Source organism: Cellulomonas sp. GTC20042, from assembly GCF_055389595.1.
The window spans coordinates 3,767,240-3,788,009 of sequence record NZ_AP043678.1 but is presented as its reverse complement, the minus strand read 5'-3'; the positions used below and the strand labels follow the sequence as shown (position 1 = coordinate 3,788,009).

Annotated in this window: 14 protein-coding genes; 3 read left to right on the top strand and 11 right to left on the bottom strand. The window is 72.9% G+C overall.

The window, feature by feature from the left end:
• Positions 1 to 127 precede the first annotated feature (127 nt).
• Genes ACZ5HG_RS17505 through ACZ5HG_RS17495 form a run of 3 tightly spaced genes read left to right on the top strand, consistent with a single transcriptional unit; the run spans position 128 to position 8,182 of the window.
• On the top strand, positions 128 to 913 hold the full coding sequence (locus ACZ5HG_RS17505; protein WP_464178696.1) for a hypothetical protein: 786 nt from the start codon (positions 128 to 130) through the stop codon (positions 911 to 913).
• The gene (locus ACZ5HG_RS17500; protein ID WP_464178694.1) at positions 910 to 7,578 is read left to right on the top strand and encodes a DUF6531 domain-containing protein; all 6,669 of its coding nucleotides are present in this window, start codon (positions 910 to 912) and stop codon (positions 7,576 to 7,578) included. Before ACZ5HG_RS17505 ends, ACZ5HG_RS17500 begins: the two co-directional genes overlap by 4 nt.
• Before the next feature lie 22 nt (positions 7,579 to 7,600).
• Positions 7,601 to 8,182, top strand: a complete 582-nt coding sequence (locus ACZ5HG_RS17495) for a hypothetical protein (protein WP_464178692.1) — start codon at positions 7,601 to 7,603, stop codon at positions 8,180 to 8,182.
• A 634-nt stretch (positions 8,183 to 8,816) separates the two neighbouring features.
• Here ACZ5HG_RS17495 and ACZ5HG_RS17490 read toward each other — a convergent pair.
• The 11 genes from ACZ5HG_RS17490 to ACZ5HG_RS17440 form a co-directional block, all read right to left on the bottom strand.
• On the bottom strand, positions 8,817 to 9,659 hold the full coding sequence (locus ACZ5HG_RS17490) for an anti-sigma factor (protein WP_464178690.1): 843 nt from the start codon (positions 9,657 to 9,659) through the stop codon (positions 8,817 to 8,819).
• Positions 9,656 to 10,234, bottom strand: coding sequence for an ECF RNA polymerase sigma factor SigK (gene sigK, locus ACZ5HG_RS17485; RefSeq protein WP_464178688.1), 579 nt, complete (start codon positions 10,232 to 10,234; stop codon positions 9,656 to 9,658). The genes ACZ5HG_RS17490 and sigK overlap by 4 nt, the downstream gene beginning before the upstream one ends.
• Before the next feature lie 136 nt (positions 10,235 to 10,370).
• Positions 10,371 to 11,660, bottom strand: coding sequence for a hypothetical protein (locus ACZ5HG_RS17480; protein ID WP_464178686.1), 1,290 nt, complete (start codon positions 11,658 to 11,660; stop codon positions 10,371 to 10,373).
• A gap of 78 nt (positions 11,661 to 11,738) precedes the next feature.
• A complete protein-coding gene (locus ACZ5HG_RS17475) occupies positions 11,739 to 11,894 on the bottom strand; it encodes a hypothetical protein (protein WP_464178684.1) in 156 nt (51 codons plus the stop codon).
• Positions 11,895 to 12,112: 218 nt separating this feature from the next.
• Positions 12,113 to 13,801, bottom strand: coding sequence for a dipeptide ABC transporter ATP-binding protein (locus tag ACZ5HG_RS17470; protein ID WP_464178682.1), 1,689 nt, complete (start codon positions 13,799 to 13,801; stop codon positions 12,113 to 12,115).
• Positions 13,798 to 14,337, bottom strand: coding sequence for a GbsR/MarR family transcriptional regulator (locus ACZ5HG_RS17465; protein WP_464178679.1), 540 nt, complete (start codon positions 14,335 to 14,337; stop codon positions 13,798 to 13,800). The genes ACZ5HG_RS17470 and ACZ5HG_RS17465 overlap by 4 nt, the downstream gene beginning before the upstream one ends.
• A 4-nt stretch (positions 14,338 to 14,341) precedes the next feature.
• On the bottom strand, positions 14,342 to 15,766 hold the full coding sequence (locus ACZ5HG_RS17460) for a serine hydrolase domain-containing protein (protein ID WP_464178677.1): 1,425 nt from the start codon (positions 15,764 to 15,766) through the stop codon (positions 14,342 to 14,344).
• 29 nt (positions 15,767 to 15,795) lie between these two features.
• Positions 15,796 to 16,698 carry an ABC transporter permease gene (locus tag ACZ5HG_RS17455; protein WP_464178675.1) on the bottom strand — a complete coding sequence of 301 codons (903 nt, stop codon included), beginning with the start codon at positions 16,696 to 16,698 and terminating at the stop codon, positions 15,796 to 15,798.
• Positions 16,691 to 17,617 (bottom strand): ABC transporter permease, encoded by a 927-nt coding sequence (locus ACZ5HG_RS17450; protein WP_464178672.1) that lies wholly within the window; start codon positions 17,615 to 17,617, stop codon positions 16,691 to 16,693. Before ACZ5HG_RS17450 ends, ACZ5HG_RS17455 begins: the two co-directional genes overlap by 8 nt.
• The gene (locus tag ACZ5HG_RS17445; protein WP_464178670.1) at positions 17,614 to 19,053 is read right to left on the bottom strand and encodes a M14 family zinc carboxypeptidase; all 1,440 of its coding nucleotides are present in this window, start codon (positions 19,051 to 19,053) and stop codon (positions 17,614 to 17,616) included. The genes ACZ5HG_RS17450 and ACZ5HG_RS17445 overlap by 4 nt, the downstream gene beginning before the upstream one ends.
• Positions 19,050 to 20,663: a peptide ABC transporter substrate-binding protein gene (locus ACZ5HG_RS17440; protein ID WP_464178668.1), complete on the bottom strand. Its 1,614-nt coding sequence runs from the start codon at positions 20,661 to 20,663 to the stop codon at positions 19,050 to 19,052. Before ACZ5HG_RS17440 ends, ACZ5HG_RS17445 begins: the two co-directional genes overlap by 4 nt.
• Positions 20,664 to 20,770 lie beyond the last annotated feature (107 nt).

Sequence of the window (20,770 nt, the reverse complement as noted above, 5' to 3'; positions counted from 1 at the left end):
TCGCCCTGGTTCACCCGAATGGCGGCATCGATCCTCGATGTCTGCCCGCTCGTTCGCCCGTCCGTGTGACGACGAATCGTCGACCGTGCGCTGATCGAGAGACCTGACGATCCCTCGAGGTGCCCCGATGCTGACACCCACGGCTGCCGCGCCCGCGCGGTCTGCCCGCTCCGCTCGCCGGGCGCGAGCACGGGCGGCGATCTGCGCGGGCGTCGTCCTGCTGACCATCGCCGCGGGGACGGTGGCAGCGGCTCCCGCGGACGGCGGCACCGGTGCGGATCGTGCTGCGGGTGCCCTCGCGCGGATGGCCGGAGGAGCCCGGACCCCGTCGGCGGCCGGCGGACAGGTCGTGTCGCTCGCGGGCACCGGTCTGGTGGATCGCGGCGGGTGGGCGGACGTGGACGGCGACGGTATCGCCGACCGGGTCGAGGAGGCTCTCTGCGGGGCGGCGACCTGTGCGGTCCCCTGGGCCGACATCGATGGCGACGGGGTGCCCGACGCGACAGACGTCCTGGTCTGCGGTCAGGCCGGGTGCGTGGACACGCGCCGGGATGCCGACGCCGACCGGATCCCTGACTTCGTCGGCGTGCTGCTGTGCGGCGGCGACGGCTGCCCGGGCGGGACGCTGCGCGCGGACGTCGACGGCGACGGCGTGGAGAACTGGGTCGAGGCGCTGATCGTCGGGAACGCCGTGGACGCGACCGGGCGCGAGGACCTGGACGGCGATGGCATCGCGGACGTCGCCGCGCTCATGGAATGCCTGCGGCTCGTGGGCCGACTGGCGACCACCGGTGCCGAGTCGCGGTGGCTGCTGGTCGCAGCCTGCGCGCTCGGCGGGACCGGTCTGGTGCTGCTCGGGTGGCGTGCTCTGCGCACGGGGCGCGTGGCGACGGCGACGGGAGCGGCGGCGTGAACGCGGGTCGTGGTGGGGTGCTGTCCGGCGCGGCCAGGTGGGCGGTCTCGCGGTGGGCGGGTCGTGGACTGGTCGCGGCAGGTGTGGCGAGCGCGCTGGTGGCCGTGATGCTCGTTCCCGCGGAGCCGTCGTCGGCGCACGAGCCGGCCGACGTCGCGTCGCAGGTGCTCGCGTGGGCTCGGGCGAACGCGGCGGCGGCCGTGGACCCCGCAGATCCCGCACCTGCGGCGTCGACCGATGCTGAGGCGGAGGAGCAGGTCGAGGCCCCGGTCTGGGCCACCGGTGCCGTCGCCCCGGAGCAGGGTGGCCACGTGTCCGGCGATGCCGTCTCGGTGGAGTTCTCGGGACACGACCTGGACGAGCCGGTCGAGGTCACCGTGACCGGCCTGGAGGTGCGCTCTGCCGCGACGGCGGTCGACGGGCAGAGCACGGTGGTGCTGGCACCGGGCTTCGACGTCTCCGCGCGCACGGCCGACGGGGAGAAGGTGACGTCGTTCCCGGACGACACCGGGGGGCCCGAGCCGAGTCGTCAGACCTCGGCGGCAGAACCGGCCGATCCCTCGCACCTCGAGGTGGCGCAGGCGGACGACGGGTCGATGCTGATCGGCGGCCTGCCGGTCGGGCAGGCCGCCCACCCCGAGGCCGTTGACCTCGACGCCGAGCTCGGCGAGTCGATGGCCGGAGACGAGGAGGTGGGGGTGGTCCCGGGCGTGCGGATCGAGGTCCAGGTCGACCCGGCCGCGCTGGAGGGGATCCGCGCGGGGTCGGTGCGGTTGGTGACTCGGGAGACGGACGCCGATGCCTGGTCGGTCGTCCCGTCGTACCTGGATGCGGACCGCTCGGTGGTGGTCGGAGTCCTGGACCACCTGTCGCAGTTCGTGGTGATCGGCGGCAAGGACACCGGCGATCCGCGTCCCCGGGTCGTGCTGGACCCGGACAACGACCGCGCGTTCGCGAACAGCCCCGGCCCCCGGGTCACCGAGGTCGGCTACAACGTGGACCTGGCGAACCAGGTCGCCGCCCGGCTCACTCAGGTCTGCAATGCCGATGTCGTCGTCACCCGGACGACCCCGATCCAGGAGCTCGGGCGGGATGTCCGCGCGGGCATGGCGTCCGCGCACGCCCCGGACCTCACCGTGACCTTCGGATTCAACGCCAACGACGGCGCCGCGTGGGGGAACATCGGCAACGGTGGCTCCGAGGTCTACTCCCGAGGCGGGGCGCTGGACGAGCAGGCGCGCGCCGGCGTGCTGGACGTCCTCCCCGTGTACACCGGTCGTCCGGCGAACCCGAAGTCACGGGCGAACCTGACCTACCCGGAGTACGCGGGCCTGCCGGGAGCGGTGATCCACCTCGAGACGCTGTTCCTGGACCACAACTTCGACCGCCCGGTGATCGACCACGGGTTCTCCTTCGTCGTCGACGGTGTCTTCACCTCGCTGGGGCTCCAGCTGGAGGCCCAGGGCTTCGACTGCTCGGACCCGGACCGTGGTGGCGGCTGGCCGTCCCCACCGTCGGCTGCACAGGTGGCCGCGTGGATGCAGCTCGGGTTCCGGAACTACGCCTCCTACGGCGGCGACCCGGTGAACCTCGCGACCGGGAACCTCGTCGAGCTGGAGGACCTGTTCCAGGTGACCGGCCCGGGCGGTTCGGACACGCAGGTCGCGCTGGTCTACAACTCGCAGGACGGTCGGGCGAGCCGGTTCGGTGCCGGGTGGACCTCGGATCTGACCACCCGGGCGCAGCGGTTCGCCGACGGCTCGGTGATGGTGGTGCGGGGTGACGGCGCCTCGTTCGCGTTCGCGCCGGACGGGGTGGGTGGGTACACGGCCGACGCCAGTGCCGGTGCCACGCTGGCCGAGGCCGGCGGCGGGCAGCTGCTCGTCACGGTGGACGACGGGACCCGCTGGCGGTTCGACGCCTCGCACCCCGAGGGCGTCGGTGACGTGATCGAGCGGGTGGACGCGACCGGAGCGGTCACCCGGTACGAGTACGGGACCCTCGACGGCGACCCGATGTTCCGGCCTCTGATCGGCGTCGTGCTCCCTGGTGAGCAGCGCATCGCCGTCACCTCCGACGCGCGCGGGATCGTCACCGCGCTGACCGCCCCCGACGGCCGGACCTGGCACCTCGGGTACGACGAAGCGCTCGACCTGCGCACGCTCACCCTGCCCGACGGACGAGTACGGGCCTTCGACTACGACGGCGCGCACCGGCTCACCACCGCACGCGACGCAACCGGGGCCGTGTTCCTGACCAACGTCTACGACGACGCCGGCCGGGTCGTGACCCAGGGCGACGGCGTCGGGGGGACGCGCACGTTCGCCTACCGGACCGGCGGGGTGGACTACACCGATGCCGCGGGGTCGGTGTGGACCTACGAGGTCGACGCCCGGTCCCGGGTCACCGCCGTCACCGACCCGCTCGGGCAGGTCACCCGGTCCGAGTACGACGAGCTGGACACCCCGACGGCCGTGGTCACCGCCGGCGGGGCACGCACCGGGTACACCCTCGACGCCCGTGGACGCACCACGTCGATCGACGCTCCGGGCGGGGGTCGGACCGACCTCGTGCTGGACGATCTCGGACGGATCGTGGAGGTCGTCGAGGCGGGTGCCGGCTTCGGCACCACGCTGACGACGAGCGTCGAGCGGGATGCCGCCGGCCGGCCGACCCGGGTACAGCAACCCGGCGGGGCCGTGGAGGTCACCGAGTACGACGCAGCCGGTAACCCGGTGGTGGTCGTCGACGCCGTGGGCGAGCGGTGGACCGCGGAGTTCGACGGGCACGGCAATCAGGTCTCGGCCACGGATCCGCTCGGGCGGGTCACCGCGTTCGCGTACGACTCCGGCAACCGCCTGACGTCCCGGACCCGGCCGTCCGGCGCGACGTCGACATTCGACTACGACACCGCGGGGCGTCTGGTCTCGGAGACGGACCCGAACGGTGGGGTGACCTCGTGGACCTACGACGCGAACGACAATCTCACCTCGATCACCGATCCGACCGGAGCGGTGATCCGCCAGGAGTGGGACTCCGCTCGACGCCTGACCGCGGTCACGGATCCGAACGGCGAGGTCACCCGCTACGCCTACAACGGCGAGGACGCCCAGGTCTCCCAGTCCGACGCGACCGGGGCCGTCACGACGTCCACGCTGGACGCCGCGCACCGCACCACGGCGATCACCGATCCGAACGGCGGACTCTGGCAGCGGACGCTGGATGCCGAGGGCCGGGTGGTCGCCCAGACCGACCCTGCCGGCGGAGTCAGCACCTGGGAGTACGACCAGGCGGGCCGGGTGATCACCGAGACCGATCCGGACGGCGTGGTGACGGGGTACGCGTACGGACCGGGCGGCCACCTGCTCGAGACCCGCGACTCGGCGGGTGGGACCACGACGTTCACCTACGACGACGCCGGCCGGCTCAGCACCGAGGCCGGACCGGGCGGGACGCTGGGGTACGCGTACGACGCGCTCGGGCGGATCGTGACGGTCACGGACCAGGCCGGCGGCACCACCACGGCGGAGTACGACGCGGCGGGGCAGCTGGTCTCCGAGACCGACCGCACGGGTGCGACGACGACGTTCGAGTACGACGTCGACGGCAACCAGACCGCGCAGGTCGACGCCGACGGCGTGCGCGAGACCTGGACCGTGGACGCGGCCGGGCAGGTCACCGCCGTCGGCGTCGAGAGCGGCGCGGCCTGGGCATACACCTACGACGGCGCGGGACGGGTGCTGACCGAGACCGACCGGATCGGCGGCGCGACCACCTACGCCTACGACGCGGCCGGGCACGTCGTGCAGATCACCGACCCGACCGGCGCGGTGACCGGGTTCGGGTATGACTCCGCGGGACGGCAGACCTCCGCGACCGACCCGATCGGGGTGGTCACGGCGTATGACTACGACGCGGCGGGTCAGCTGGTCCGGGTCGTGCAGAACGCCACGGACTCCGGGACGGCCGGGGTCGATGAGAACGTCGCGACGGAGTACGAGTACACGGCGGTCGGGCACCTGGCCCGGGTCACCGGACCGACCGGTGCCGTCACCGAGTACACGTACACGGCCGGCGGGCGCGTCGCCTCCGAGACCGACCCGCTGGGCAGCGTCTGGACGTATGGCTACGACGACGCCGGTCGGCTCGCCGGCGAGCGTGATCCCGATGCGCGGACCACGTCGTACACCTACGACGACGCGGGGCGGCTGCAGACGGTCGGCTATGCCCAGCCCGCCGCCGAGCCGGTGACCATCGAGCTGACCTACGACGCGACCGGGAACCTGATCACGATGACCGACCCGTCGGGGGCGACGGGCTGGACCTACGACGCCGAGGGGCGCCAGACCGCGCAGCGCACCGTCGCCGGAACCCTGACCACCGCGTACAGCGCGGCCGGACGCCGGACCGGCCAGACCGCTGCGGACCGGACGGTCAGCACCTGGGCCTACGATGCCGCCGGGCGCGTCGTGGAGCAGGGCACCGACGCCGGGGTGATGACCTACTCCTACGACGACGCAGACCAGGTCACGGCGATCACGCGGGTGAACGCCGACGGCACCCCCGGACCGCTGAGCGAGCTCGTGTACGACCCCGCTGGGCGCACCACCGCGGTCCGGCATCGGGTCACCGAGGTCCCCGCGGTCGCGGCGCCGGTCGCGGGTGACGTCGCGCTCACCTGCGGCACCTGCCTGCCGGGGGCGGACTACCTCGCCGGGCGGACGCTGCCGGGTGCAGGCACCGACGGGTCGGGCGTGTGGGACATCGCCATCGACCAGACGTACACGCCGACCGGGCAGGTCGCCTCACGCACCCGCTCGGACACCGGCGGGCGGAGCCTGGTCGAGGAGTTCACCTACGACCCGCTCGGACGGTTGTCCGGCGGCACGTCCGCCGAGCCTGCGCCCGCTCCCGCCTCGGCCGACGCCGACCGCGATGAGCCGCTCTCGCGGCTCGCGTACACGTACGACGCCTCGGGCAGCCGCACGTCCGCGACGCTCACCGAGCCCGACGGGACGGTGCGCAGCACGACCGCGGACTTCGACGCCGCGAACCGGCTGACCCGCACCACCGCGGGCACGACGACCGACACCGGGATCGCCGCCTCGACGCTCGCCGTACCCGGGCTCGGCGAGGTGGGTGCGACCCGGACGGTGACCGAGTACCGGTACGACGACGCCGGCAACCGGACCGCGCAGAGCACCACCCAGGCGAGCGGTGCCGGGGCGACCGTGCGCGAGTACACCTACGGCGCCGACGGCAGGCTGGCGACGATCACCGACCCCGAGCGGACCGTCGCGCTCACCCGTGACGGGCTCGGTCGGACCGCGACCACGACCACGACGACCCAGTTCGTCTCGCACACGGCGACCGCCACCTGGGACGGCCTGACCGAGGTCGCGACCTCCGACGACGTCTTCGGGACCACGACATACGCCCGGGACGCGACCGGTGCGGTGGCTGTGCAGTCCTCCGCCCGCACCGCGACCATCGCAGCCACGAGCGGGGTCGGCAACAACGACCCCACGGTGCTGCCGGGCGGTGTCACCTCCGGCGCGGTCTGGCAGCTCACCGACGCGCTGGGCTCCGTGATCGCCCAGGCCTCGGGCGACACGATCACCCAGGTCGCCTCGTACGACCCCTGGGGCGTCGCCGACGTCGCCACCGCCGGGTGGGACGCCGATCACGGCTACACGTCCCAGGCGACCGACCTCGGGCTCGGCGCGGTGCTGTTCCACGCCCGCACCTACGACCCGGCCACCGGGGTCTTCACCACCCAGGACGCGTGGGACGGCCTGCTGACCCGGCCCGGCACTCTCAACGCGTACGCCTACGTGCTCGCCGACCCGCTGAGCACCGTCGACGTGCTCGGGTACTGGCCGGGCTGGCTGGATGACGCCGTCGACTGGACCAAGGACAACTGGCGCACCGTCGCCGGGGCCGCCGCTGCGGTCGTCGTCGTCGCGGGGGTCGTCGCGTGCGCGGCGGCCACAGCCGGCGTGTGCGGGGCCGCTGCTGCGGGACTCGCGACCGCGATGGGCGGGTCGGCTGCGCTGACCACGGTCACCGTCGGTGCCGTCGCGGGCGGCGGAGCGGCAGCGGCGAATTACGCCTTCACCGGCGACGACGGGCAGGGGCACTACTCGTGGAACGGCGGGTACCGCAGCGTCGCGGGGGGAACGCTCGCCGGGGGTGCGACCAGCGGCGTCGGGTTCGGCATCACGCAGGGGCTGCGGTCGATCGGCAACCGGATCACGGTGGCGCACGCGACGCGCCCGGCGGCCACGAACCTTCAGCAGGTGGCGCCATCGGCGATCCAGAACAACCGCGTCCAAGGGAATGCTGCGCGGGATCGTGCCCACGCGATGATGGGCGGGCGAATCGAGCAATACCAGGCCACCTCGCTCGGTGGCCGGTTTTACGACATCATGCGCTCAGGTCAGGCGTTCGAGATCAAGACCGGGCGTATTTCGCTGAGTTCGAGCATCAGGCAGCAAGTCATGAAGGACGCATTTTCTATCAGGACCGGTCAGGTGCAGTCGGTGACGTGGGTCTTCTTTCGCAGTGCGCAGACCGGTAAGATTGGACCGACGGCACCGCTGCAGAATCTGCTCCGGAGTAGTGGCATCGGCGTCGTCGTGCGTGGAAGTGCTCGAAGTGCGTGAACCGTGAGAAGAGGTGAAGTGCGTGAGTGGCGGGCTGCACTTTCCGGAGTACGAGATGTACGAGCCGGAGTTTGGTTTGGTTCGCCATAGTCTGACTCCTGCGCGAGCGCGCCGGGCCTTTGCGGGTGATTTGGAGTCCAAAGAACATCGGCTGTCGGTCCTCGCGAGCTACGCTGGCGCGTTCGGTGTGAAGTTGGGCTATGATGATGCTGATATCGAACAAATGCGTGAATGGCTTTCTGGGGTCGTGACCCTCGACAAGAGTGTGGATCTCGCGGCGGCGACCACCGGTCCGCCGGAGCTGAACACCGAACCGATCCTGCTCGATCCGACGTCCCTATCTCTCGCATGGGATTTTGGTCTGCTCCTCGGAGAGGCGATAATTCGCCGGCACGCGTCGTTGGGCTGGGAGTTGGGTCGAGGGTCGCGTCGATACGTCAACTTTCAGCGCCCTGCCGTTGGCCACTATGTCCACCAGAACGGGTATGTCCACCAGTGGACGGTCATGTGGAGAGCCCAGTCTTCTCTGGAGGGTGCTGCTGTCGGTGCGCCCGACGAAGCGCTGTTGCGCTTCGTCAACTACTTCCCGAGCGCGGGTGAGTAGAGCTCGTGCCGCGTGCGGGGTCGCCAGTCGGGTTGTCTTTGGTGCGCCGAGAGGTCGCCCATGGCGCTCTCTCGTGTTGAAGACATCCTGGACCGTCCAACGGGAATCGCATGTAAGGCCGCGAAGGGGAGTCAAAATGTGGCAAGCGAGGATCTTGTCGTGATGGTCGCCAATAGCCGAGGGCACGTGGTCACGGCCATGGTGGTGCGGTAGCCATGGATAGGATCAGGCGAGCCGCGAGGGTAATCCTTGACGGCGATCAGTCCATGACTGCCGCAGGTGTTCTTGAAGGTGCCATCATTGAGTCCAGCGAAGAGGTCGACGCGAATCTCATCGACGCACTCAGCATGTACTCACCGTTTGAAGGATTCCCTTATGTTGACTATGAGGAATTGTGCCGAGTGATTCGGCACGCCGTCTTCGATGGCGGAGGCTGAGCGTGTTTCGAGCGACGAAGTCGCGACCACTCATCTGGATGGGCTGCGTGCGCGGATGTCGCGAAGGGAACGAATGCACCACGGATCATCGGCGGACGATTCTATAGTTGGCACGCGCTCGACAGCATGAATATTCGTGGAATAGCTCGTATTCCCCGCGCGTGCGGCCTGATCAGACGGCCCGACGACGCCCCGCCTCACGCCGGCGCGAGCACCACCACGGGCTCGGACGTCGGCTGCTCCGACCCGCCCTCCGGCTCGACGGTCAGCGCCAGCGCGTCGCCGGTGCGGAACTCGTCGGTGCTGATCTGCACCACCCCACCGGTGACGTCGGAGGTGGGGCCGGCCAGCGGCTCGCCGTCGCGCATGACCCAGAGCTGGTAGACGCGGTCCGCGCCGGGGTCGGCGGCACCGGTGACGGTGACCAGGCCGGCGTCGGCGGTGACCACGGCGACGGCCTCGCCGCCGCTGGTGAGGGTGCCGGTGGCGACCTGCGCGCCCGGGGAGGCGAGCAGGGTGGCGATGCGGTCGGTGCGGGCCTCGGCCTCGGCGGCGCGGCGGCCCTGCTGCCAGGCGACCGTGGACGGCAGGGCGATGGCGACGACGGCGACCAGGGCGGTGAGCACCAGGCGGGCGCGTCCGGGGCGGCGGGCACCGGTGGACCGGCCGGGGCCGGTGGCGGAGCGCGGGCCGGCGGGCGGCCGGGTGCGGGTGGTGCCGGGGTCGGCGGGACGGGTCGGGGGGACGTGCGTGCTCGCGGGGGTCGCGGGCACGGCACCCGCGTCGGCCTGCGCCGTGCGCGCCACGGCGGCCAGCGTCGCGGCACGCACCTCCTCGGGCGCGTCCACCGCCACCGCGGCGCCGAGCAGCCCGGCGGTCTCGCGCAGCCCGCGGGCCTCGCGGTCGGCGTCGGGGTCGCGGACGATCAGGTCCTCGACGGCGGCGCGCTCGGTGTCGTCCACGGCGTCCAGCGCCCAGGCGCCGAGCAGCTCGCGGGTGGCGCCGTCGTCGGCGTGCCGCTCGCCGGGTCGCGGGCTCATGCCGCAACCCCCAGGCAGTCGCGCAGCCGGGTCAGCCCGTCGCGGATGCGGCTCTTGACGGTGGGCAGCGGGGCGTCGAGGTGGTCGGCGACCTCGCGGTAAGAGCGGCCGTCGTAGTAGGCGAGCGTCACGGACTCGCGCTGGGTGTCGGTGAGCCCGTCCAGGCAGTGCCGGACGCGCTCGGCCTCGAGGGTCTGCTCGACCTGCTCGGCGACCTCGTCGAACGGGCGGGCGAAGTCGGTGTCCAGCACGCGCTGGTCGCGGTCGCGCTGCGCCTGCACGGCGCGGACGCGGTCGATCGCACGGCGGTGCGCCATGGTGACGACCCAGGCGCGCGCGGTGCCGCGGCGCGGGTCGAACTGGGGTGCGGTGCGCCAGACCTCCACCATGACCTCCTGGGTGACCTCGGCTGCGTGGTCCGGGTCGCGGAGCACGCGGAGCGCCGTGCCGTGCACGGCGGGGGACAGCGCGTCGTACAGCTCGGCGAAGGCCTCCTGGTCGCCCTGCGCCACACGGGCGAGGGCGTCGTCGGCCGCCGGCAGGGCCGGTGACGTGCGGTGGTCAGGGGAGGTCACCTGCGACAGTGTGCCGCAGGCGACCTCCCCCGGCCTCTCCTGCGGCCGTCGTGCAGGGGCCTGCACGACGGCCGAGAGGGTGGCGCCGGTCCCGGCGGGGGACGGGACCGGCGCGTGGCTGGGCGCCGGGGAGCGCTCAGCGGACGAGGGCCGCGGCGAGCGAGTCGATCGCCCCGGCGAGGGTGGAGATGTGCATGGCGAGCCCGGCGGCGATGTCGTCGGCCGGCAGGGCGCCGCCGCTCACCTCGTCGAAGAACGCACCGGCCTGCGGGCAGTAGCCGTCGAGGTCGACGATCGCCTGCTCCTTGGCCGCCTCGTCGCCGGTGGCGTCCGCCACCGCGTAGTCGACGAAGAAGCCGATGTGCTCGCGCCACAGGTCGAGGAAGGCCGCACCGTTGTCGGCACCGGCCAGGGAGGCCACCGCGTCGGACAGGCCGACGGAGTTGGCGTCGAGGGTGGCGGCCGCCGCGGTGAAGGCCGGGGACTCGACACCGCCCTCGGAGGTGTACGCGGCGAACACCGCGTAGGAGGCCAGGTAGACGTGCTCCTGGAGCAGCGCGGTCAGCCCGGAGCGCAGCGTGGACGCGTCGTCGGACGGGTCGCCCTCCAGGCCGGCGGCGGTGGCGAGCCCGCCCGCGATGGTGGCGGCGTCCTCACCCGCGTGGTCGGCGGCGGTCTTCAGCGCGTCGGAGGCGGTGGGGTCACCGGCAGACAGGGCGTCGATCGCGGCGGAGAGCGTGCTGACGTGCATGGTGAGCGCCTGCGTCACCGCGTCGGCGGGCAGGTTGCCGTCGCTGATCTGCTCGAAGAACGCACCGGCGTCGACCGTGTACTGCGCCAGCGCCGCCTGCGCGGCCATGGCGCCGGCGGTGTCGCCGCCCTTGACCGCCACGGCGTAGTCGACGAAGTTGCCGATGTGGGCGCTCCACAGCGCGGCGAACGCGGTGCGCTGCTCGTCGCCGGCGATCGAGCCGATCACGTCGGCCAGGTCGGAGGTGTTGGCGTCGAGCTGAGCGGCGGCGGCGGTGAACTCGGCGGAGTCGGCGCCGGCGACGTAGGCGGTGGCCACGCCGATGCCGGCCAGGTACACGTGCTCCTGGAGCAGGGCGGTCAGCGTCGCGCGCAGGTCGGCGGCGGGGGAGTCGACCTCGCCGGCGGTGCCGGTGGCCTCGGCCAGGCCGGTGGCCAACGTGAGGGCGGTCTCGGGCATGTGAGCGGCGGCGGTGCGCGCGTCGGCGAACGGGTCGCCCGTGCTGACGGGTGCCACGGAGACGGGCTCGGAGCCCATGTCGTGGTCCATCGACATCGAGGACGAGGGGGTGGAGGTCGCGGTGTCGTCGCTGCTGCTGCACGCGGCCAGGGTCAGGCTCAGGGTCAGGCCCGTGGCCATCAGGGCCACGGCGTAGGTGCGGGTGGTGCGTCGCATGATCGCTCCAGGTGCCTCGGTGAGCTTGTCACCGCAGGTTCGGAGCGGGGGCGCGGCCGGATGGGTCCGGCGGCGGGATCAGCGGGTGCGGGCCTGCGCCAGGCGTGCGACCTGCGCGTCGAGCTCACGCTCGGGGGCGGGGCCGCCGACGAAGCAGCGGCACGGGCCGTCGCGGTGCACGAGCCCGGCGTTCGGGCGGGCGACGCAGGGGACGGGCGCGGTGCGGGTGGGCATGGCGGGTACCTCCTCGGACCGCGGTGCCGCCGGTCGCTCGGGGGAGCGGGGCAGACGCCGCGGTGGTGCGGTGCCGGTGCGCTGCCCGTCGCGCCGGCGTGGTGCGGTCCTCATCGGACGATGCCACGCAGAACTGCGCCGACCCTGCGCCCGAGGGCCCAGGAACCGGGTGAAAACCGTCCGCGTGGTCGGATTCGCCCCGGATCGTACCCCGCGGATCAGGACGCCAGCCGTGCCTCGCGTCGTGCCGCCTGCTCCGCCGGGTCCGGCACCGGGGCCGCCGCCAGCAGCCGCCGCGTGTAGTCGTCGGTCGGCATGGACAGCACCTGCGAGCGCTCGCCGAGCTCGACCAGCCGGCCCTGGTGCATCACGGCCACCCGGTCGGCGAGCTCGTCCACCACGGCGAGATCGTGGCTGATGAACAGGCAGGCGAATCGCAGGCGCTGCTGGATCTCCCGGAACACCTCGAGCACGGTGGCCTGCACGGACACGTCGAGGGCGGAGGTGGGCTCGTCGGCGATCAGCAGCTCGGGGTCCAGGCTGATCGCGCGGGCGATCGACACTCGCTGGCGCTGCCCGCCGGACAGCTCGTGCGGGTAGCGGGACGCCCAGGCGGCCGGCAGCTCGACGCTGTCCAGCAGCTCGGCGGTGCGTCGGGCCAGGGCCTCGCCGCGCAGCCCGGCGTGCACCCGCAGCGGCTCGGCCACCGACTCGCCGATCGTGTAGCGCGGGTTGAGCGAGGCGGCGGGGTTCTGGAAGACGACGCCGATCCGGGTGCGGGCGGCCCGCACGGCGCGCGGGGTGTCGGTGCCGAGGCGGGTGCCGACCACCTCGACTGTGCCGGAGGTCAGCGGGGCCAGCCCGAGCGCGCACCGGCCGAGCGTCGACTTGCCGGAGCCGGACTCGCCGACCAGCGCGACCATCTCGCCCGGCTGCACGCGCAGGGTGACGCCGTCGACGGCCCGCACCACGCGGCCGCGCCGGCCCCGGTACTCGACCACCAGGTCCTCGACGTTCAGGGCGGGGCGCTCGCGGACGTCGGCGGCCGAGGGGCGCTCGGGGGCGCCGATCCGCGGCACGGCGGCGAGCAGGGTGCGGGTGTAGTCGGCCTCGGGGGCGCCGAACAGGGCGGAGACCTCGGCGGTCTCGACCACCACGCCGTCGCGCATGACCACCACCCGGTCGGCCAGGTCGGCGACCACGCCCATGTCGTGCGTGATCAGCACGATCGACGCCCGGGTGCGCTCTCGCAGCCGCCGCAGCACGTCCAGCACCTCCTGCTGCACCGTCACGTCCAGCGCGGTGGTGGGCTCGTCGGCGATCAGCACCTCGGGGTCGCACGCCAGCGCCATCGCGATCATCACGCGCTGCGCCTGCCCGCCGGACAGCTGGTGCGGGTAGAAGCCGAGGCGCTCCTCCGGGTCGGGCAGCTCGACCATCCGGAGCAGCTCGACCGCCCGCTCGCGGCGCTCGGCGCGGGACAGGTCGGGCAGGTGCCGGCGCAGCATCTCGCGCAGCTGGTAGCCGATGGTGAACACCGGGTCGAGCGAGCCGGAGGGGTCCTGGAAGATCATCGCGACCCGGCGGCCGCGCACGTCGGACAGCGCGCGGTCGGACAGGCCGACCAGGTCCGTCGCGGTGGCGTCCGGGCCGGATGCGGCACCCGGTCGGGGTGCCAGCACGGCGCTGCCGGAGACGCCGGCGTTGCCGGGCAGCAGGCCCATGACCGCCAGCGAGGACACGCTCTTGCCGGAGCCGGACTCGCCGACCACGGCCAGCACCTCGCCGGGCAGCAGGTCGAAGGAGATCCCGCGCACCGCGGGCACGTCGGGGGCCCGTCCGCGATCGACCTGGAACGTGACGGTCAGGTCGCGGACGCGCAGCACCGGAGCGGGGGCAGAGGTCACGGGTCACTCCTGTCGGTGGGCGCCTCGGCCTGCGCCTCGGCGTCGTGGGCGTCGCGGTAGACCTGCCAGTCCGCGAGCATCTTGCGGTGGTAGCCGGACAGCCACTCCATGTAGTGCTGGGCATTGGCGAGGCGGCGGCGGGGCCCGGTGGCGTCCGGGGCGGTGGCGGCGACGCCGTCCTCGATCACCCGGCCCAGCCGCGAGAGGTAGAACCGCTCGCCGGCCAGGAACGACCCCCACACGTCGTCCTCGGCGCGGAAGTAGTGGTTCCGGTCGCCGGGCACGACGTGCCGCTTGATGAACCCGACCTCGACCAGCCGGCGGGTCGCCCCGGACACCGCCCCGGCGCTCGCCTTGAGCAGCACGGCGATCTGCTGGGAGGACAGGTACGGCCGGTCCACGATCATCAGCAGCCCGACGATCCGCCCTTCCATCCGGGGGCTGTGCGAGGCCTCCCAGGTGAGGGCGAACTCCTCGACGAACTGGGCCGCGGCGGGGCTCAGGTCGGGGGCGGGGGAGGTGGCGTCGTCGCTCATGCGCTCACCCTAGGGAGGCGCCGGCGGCGCGGTGACGGGTCAGGGCCGAGCGGGTGCGGCGGAACTCGGCGATCGGCCAGGAGGTCATCGGCGCACCGATCGAGCGGATCGACCCGTCGGCGGTGCGCGCGATCCGGATCAGCTCGCCGGAGGGGCCGAAGCCGGGCCCGGCGTGCACCTGGAGGGCGTCGCGTCCGGCGATGGTCAGCTCCTCGTAGGCGGCGACCGGGTCCGGCGCGGCGGGGCGCAGCATGACGAGCCGGCCGCCGAGGTCGACCAGGTCGGTGACGCCCCACAGGTTCGCGAAGCGCCCGGTGTAGGCGTCGATCGGCAGCGCGTCCGCGGGGGCCTCGGCGGCCTCCGGAGCACGAAGCGCCAGGTCGATCAGCTTGATCAGCCCCACCGCGATCGGGTCGGCCGGCCCGTCGATCGCGTTGGTGAGCACGCTGACCACCAGCTTGCCCACCGGGTCGACGTAGGTGCGGGTGATGTGCCCCGGGTAGCCGCCGGAGTGGCCGACCACGTCCCGCTCCCCGAAGGTGTGCAGGTCCATGCCGACGCCGTAGCGGCCGATCTCGGTGCCGTAGGCGGTGACCACCGACTCCTGCCGCTGGATCAGCCGCTTGGACGCGTCGGACAGCAGGCGGGTGTCGCCGTGGAAGTGCGCGGAGCCGTAGGTGGTCATCTCGCGCGCGGTGGAGAAGAAGCCGGTGGCGCTGGCCATCGCGGCGGTGTCCACGTGCTCGATGCGCTCGCGGCGGTCCTCGCCGTCCAGCAGGCCGGTGTGCCCTGCCGCGTACTCGGCGGCCCGGGCGGGCACGTACTCGGCGCCGGTGCGGGTCAGGCCCAGCGGCTCGACCACGGCGGCGTGCAGGTGCTCGGCGTAGGAGGTGCCGGTGACCTGCTCGATCACCAGCCCGAGCAGCGAGTAGCCGACGTTCGAGTACTTGAAGTGCTCGTTCGCCCCGTAGACCTCGCCGTCGCGCAGCACGTCGGCCAGCAGCGCCTCCCGGTCCGGGAACGGGCCGTCCAGCTGCCAGAAGTCGGCGTGCACGCCGTCGCGGATCACGCCGGCCTGGTGGCCCAGCAGCTCACGGATCGTCCGTGAGGCCAGCGGGTGGTCCGCGATCTCCGGCACGAAAGAGCCCACCGGGTCGTCCAGCCGCAGCCGTCCCGCCTCGACCAGCTGGAGCACCGCGGTCGCCGTGAACGTCTTGGAGTGCGAGGCGATCCGGAACAGGTGATCGGTGCGCAGCGGCTCGCCGGTGGTGACGTCGGCGGTGCCCCAGGCGTGGTCGAGCACCACCTCGTCGCCGGAGCGGATCGCCACCTGCACGCCGGTGGCGCGGCGGTGGGCGGCCTGGAAGTCCACCCAGGACGCCAGGTACGGCGCGATCGAGCGGATGGTGGCGGTGGTGCGGTCGGTCACGAGCGGGGCTCCTCGCAGGTCGAACGGGTTCAGCGGGACTTCGGATCGAGCACGTCGCGCAGGACGTCGCCCAGGGTGATCATGGCGAGCACCGTCACGGTGAGGAAGATGCTCGGGAACAGCAGCATGTGCGGGCTGGTCTGGAAGTACGTCTGCGCGCTGGACAGCTGCAGGCCCCACGAGATCGACGGCGCCCGCAGCCCGAGGCCGAGGAAGGTCAGCGTGGACTCCGAGACGATCACCCCGCCGACCATCGTCGTCGCCACCGCCAGCACCGGGCCGATCGCGTTCGGCAGCACGTACCGCGCGATGATCCGCCGGTCGCGCAGGCCCATCGAGCGGGCGGCCTCCACGTAGGGGGCGTCGCGCACCGCGCGCACCGACCCGCGCACCAGCCGGGCCATGGTCGGCCAGGAGAACAGCGCCAGCACCAGGGCCACCGTGACGGCGGAGCGGGTGCCGATCGAGGTGAGCACCACCACGGCGCCGAGCAGGAACGGGAAGCCGAGGAACACGTCGGTCAGCCGGGCGATCAGCCGGTCCGCGATGCCGCCGTAGAAGCCGGCCATGGTGCCGAGCAGCAGCGCCACCACCAGGGCGATGGCGGTGCACAGCAGGCCGACGGTCAGCGAGGCGCGGGTGCCGTAGACGACGTTCGCGTAGACGTCGCAGCCCTGCACGTCGGTGCCGAACACGTGGTCCCCGCCCGGGGGCAGCGCGCTCGCGGTCAGGTCGCAGGCGCGCGGGTCGGGCTGGCCGAACCAGCCGGCGAACCAGGACGGCACCAGGGCGATCAGCGCGAGCAGCGCCAGCACGGCGGCGCACACCCAGAACAGCGCCCGGCGGCGCAGCGTGCGCCACACCCCGCGCGGTGCCGCCCCGGTGGTGGCGGGTGCGTCCTCGACCAGGGTCGCGGCGATCGTCTCACTCATGGCGGATCCTCGGGTCGAGCGCGGACGAGAGCAGGTCCACCAGCAGGTTGCTCAGCAGGAAGATGATGATCAGCGCCGTGGAGACGCCGACCACGGTCGGGCCCTCGTGGGTGCGGATCGCCTGGAACAGCAGCTGGCCGACGCCGGGCAGGTTGAACACGCCCTCGACCACGACGGTCCCGCCGAGCAGGTAGCCCAGGTCGATCGCGAGGAAGGTCAGCACCGGGATCGCCGAGTTGCGCAGCACGTGCACGCCGACCACCTGGCGCTCCCGCAGACCCTTGGCGCGCAGGGCGCGGACCGCGTCGGAGCGCAGGGTGTCGACCACGCTGCCGCGCATCAGCCGGGTCACCGAGGCCAGGCCGAAGATCGCGACCACCGTGGCGGGCAGCAGGTACGAGGTGGGCCAGCCGTCGGTGGTGCCGGCGACCGGGAACCAGCCGAGCCGCACGCCGAGCACGAGCTGTGCGGAGACGGCCACCACGAACACCGGGATGCTGGTGGCGAGGATCGTGCCCGCCAGCACGAGCTTGTCGGCGGCCTTCCCGCTGCGCAGACCCGCCCACAGGCCGAGCAGCACGCCGAGCACGACCTCGATGCCCCAGGCGGTGAGCGCCAGGGTGATCGTGATCGGCCAGCGCGAGGCCATCCGGTCGGCCACCGACTGCCCCTGGAACGTGCTGCCGAGGTCCCCGGTGAACAGCCCGCCCAGGTAGCGCAGGTACTGCTGGATCACCGGCTCGTCCAGGTGGTAGCGCGAGCGCAGCTCGGCCACCACGTTGGCGGGCAGCGGGCGGTCGCCGCCGAGCGCCGCGATCGGGTCGCCGGGCAGCGCGAAGACCATCAGGTAGATGATCAGCGTGACGCCGACGAAGACCAGCGCCAGCTCGGCGCCGCGGCGGATCAGGTAGCGGCTCATCTCTCGACCGCCGGTCCCAGCGTGCCGTCGCGCAGGCCGATCAGCCGGGACATCGCCAGCGTCGCGCCATACTGCACGCCGACCAGCCGGTGCACGTCGAGCACCTGGAGCCCCTCGGCGCCGGCGCGGGCCTCAGCGGCCCACTCCGCGTAGAGGGCGGCGGCCCGGCGGTGCACCCGGCGGACCCGCGCGGTGGCGATGCCGGCCACGACCTCGGCGTCCAGCGCGCGCAGCAGCATCCCGCCGTAGCGCAGCCGGAAGCAGCGCACGACGTCCTGGTTGCTGAACACCTCGGCCACCGTGGCGATCCGGTCGCCCTCCGGGGTGCCGGCGATCTGCCCGGCGCGCAGCACCTCGGCCTCGCCGTGGCCCGCCATCGACGGCACGAAGGCCTCGGTGGCGCGCAGGAACGGGCTGCGGATCGTCAGGTCCGGGCGGGCCTCGTCCAGCAGGCCGGACAGCGCCTCGGCCATCGCGATCACCCCGGCGCCGCGCTCGCGGACCACCTGCGCGTAGGGGGTGCCCGACGGCGACTGGTCCTCGGCGGCCGGGTGCGACCAGTACGGCAGCTCGGCGATCAGCGACACCGTGCCGTGCCGGCGGGCGTACTCCGCGGAGCCCTCGCCGCCGACCATCGACGCGGCGTCCAGCCCCAGGCCGTCCAGGTAGTCGTAGTCGTCGCGGGTGGACCCGGCGCGGAACACCGCCGGCGCCAGGCGCACCAGGTGCGGGGCCTCCGGCTCGCCGGTGTCCAGCGGCAGGCCCACGGCCGGCGGCACCGCGTGCAGCGCCTCGACCGCCCCGGGCACGTCCTCGGAGAGGTAGTAGTAGACGCCGCCCAGCTCGGCGTTGTGCAGCGAGACCATCAGATCGGGCTGCACCTCGTCGATCACCCGCATCAGCGCCTGCGTCTCCGGGATCACCGCGTCGAAGTAGGCGTCCTTGTGCGCGAAGGGGAAGGTCCACTCCACCTGCTCGATGCCGGCGGGGCGGTAGAACCGGCGGGCGTAGGCGATCCGGTCGGCGGGGTCGGCGAACCAGTCCTCGTTCAGCCGGGTGCCGTCGGGGTCGATGCACGGCACCAGGTGCCAGGTGGCGTTGGACTCCGCGCGCAGCGCCGGGTCCCGGACCAGCTCGCTCGCCAGGTGCTGGAGGGTCCGGAAGCCGATCGGCTCGTTGGGGTGCACGCCCGCGAACAGCAGGTGCTGCCGGGGGCCGTCGCCGATCGACACCATGCCGATCGGCTCGCCCAGGCGGGAGGTGCCGATCCGTCGGGCGCGGACCAGGTCGGGGTGGGCGGCGGCGAGATCGTCGAACCAGGCGACCAGCTCGTCGACCGTCGGGAAGCCGTCCACCGGGGGGACCCGGCGGGCCCGGTCCAGGACGTCGGTGACGTCGAGGGCCGGACCCGTCGGGGTGAGGTGCTGCTGGCTCACGCGCCCTCCGCCAGGACGACCGCGCCGTAGGTCGGGTTGCCGACAGCCGAGGTGGGCAGATCGGCGATCCGGGACGAGGTGACGTAGGAGTAGGTCTCGAAGAACAGCGGCGGGGCCGGGAAGTCCTGCATGATCCGCTCCTGCACCGCGGCGTAGGCCGCAGCGGCGTCGTCGGAGTCCACCTGCGCGTCGGCGGTCGCGATCAGCGCGGCGACCTCCGGCTCGTAGTACGGGATGCAGTTGGCGCAGCCGCCGCCGTCCACGTAGAACGCGCGCAGGGTGTTCTGCTGGCTCGGGTACAGCGCACCCCAGCGGGAGAAGAACGGTCCGGTGACGTCGCCGGCGAGACGCGTCTCGTAGAACTCCGACCAGTCGGCGGACGGGGTGGCGACGGCCTCGACACCCAGGTTCTGCCGCAGCTGGTTGGCGATGGCCGTGTACAGCTCGTCCAGGCCGATGCCGCCGGGGTAGTAGATGTCGATCGTGCCGTCGAAGCCGCCGGCCTCGTCCAGCAGCGCCTTGGCGGCGGTGGGGTCGTACTCGCACAGGTCGCCGCAGATGCCCTCCGGCGTGCCCGCCTCGACCGCCGGGGTCAGCGCCGTGGCCGGGGTGTAGGTGCCGCCGTAGACGACGTCGGAGATGGTCTCCCGGTCGATCGCCATCGAGATCGCCTGCCGGACGCGGATGTCCTGGTAGCGCGGGTCGGACAGCGGCAGGCCGAGGTAGGAGATGCCCGGCGCCTCGAAGGAGTACAGCGTGTCCGGGAAGTCCGTGGCGGCCTGCGGCAGACGCGCGGCGGGCACCCCGGCGATGTCGATGTTGCCGGCCTGCACGTCGGTGTAGGCGGTGGTCTGGTCGGTGTACGGCACGAAGCTGATCTGGTCCACCGTCGGCGCGGGGCCGGCGTAGTCCGGGTAGGCCTCGACCACCAGGGTCTCGTTCTCGACGTAGTCGCCGACCACCTGGAACGCGCCGTTGCCGATCGGGTGCGTGTTGTAGGCGTCGAAGTCGGCGAAGGCGGACTCGGGCATCGGGTACATCGCCGTCTGGCCCTGGCTGAGCTGCATCGGGAACTGCCCGTCGGGGCCGGACAGCTCGACCGTGAAGGTCAGGTCGTCGACCACGGCGAGGCCGGACATCTCGGTGGTGGTCGGCTCGCCCTCGGCGGGGTTGAGGTCGCCGTAGCCGACGACGTTCGCCAGCTGACCGGTGTTCTCGAAGGCGTTCGGGCCGTAGGCCACCGCGTTCCACGAGTCCACGTAGGACTGCGCGGTCACGGGGGTGCCGTCCTGGAAGGTCCAGCCGTCCTTGAGGGTGATCGTCCAGGTGGTCGCGTCGTCGGACTCGACCGACTCGGCGGCGAGCATCGTGACCTCGCCGGCGTCGTCCACCCAGGTCAGGGAGGACCACACGGCCATGTTGAGGTCGTAGGCCACGGTCTGCCGGCCGGGGATCAGGATCTGCGGGTCGGTCACCGCGACGCTGATCGCGGCGAGGCCGCCGCCGTCGGAGGTGGTCGCGTCGTCGTCGCTGCCGCCGCTGCCGCACGCGGACAGGGCGAGGGTCAGCACGAGCGCGCCGGCGGCGAGCCGGAGTCGCGTCGAGGTCATGGGTCCTCCACTCAGGGGGTGGTGCAGGTCGGGAGTGCCGGGCGTGCCGGGGCCGGGACGGGCCGACGGCGGGGTGTCGCTGGCGGGACGGCGCGGTCGTGGCCGGG

Excerpts from the sequence above, each read along its gene's own strand:
- ACZ5HG_RS17465 (WP_464178679.1), bottom strand. The coding sequence starts at position 14,337 with ATGAGCGACGACGCCACCTCCCCCGCCCCCGACCTGAGCCCCGCCGCG.
- ACZ5HG_RS17505 (WP_464178696.1), top strand. The coding sequence starts at position 128 with ATGCTGACACCCACGGCTGCCGCGCCCGCGCGGTCTGCCCGCTCCGCT.
- ACZ5HG_RS17490 (WP_464178690.1), bottom strand. The coding sequence starts at position 9,659 with ATGAGCCCGCGACCCGGCGAGCGGCACGCCGACGACGGCGCCACCCGC.
- ACZ5HG_RS17440 (WP_464178668.1), bottom strand. The coding sequence starts at position 20,663 with ATGACCTCGACGCGACTCCGGCTCGCCGCCGGCGCGCTCGTGCTGACC.
- ACZ5HG_RS17455 (WP_464178675.1), bottom strand. The coding sequence starts at position 16,698 with ATGAGTGAGACGATCGCCGCGACCCTGGTCGAGGACGCACCCGCCACC.
- ACZ5HG_RS17480 (WP_464178686.1), bottom strand. The coding sequence starts at position 11,660 with ATGCGACGCACCACCCGCACCTACGCCGTGGCCCTGATGGCCACGGGC.
- ACZ5HG_RS17475 (WP_464178684.1), bottom strand. The coding sequence starts at position 11,894 with ATGCCCACCCGCACCGCGCCCGTCCCCTGCGTCGCCCGCCCGAACGCC.
- ACZ5HG_RS17450 (WP_464178672.1), bottom strand. The coding sequence starts at position 17,617 with ATGAGCCGCTACCTGATCCGCCGCGGCGCCGAGCTGGCGCTGGTCTTC.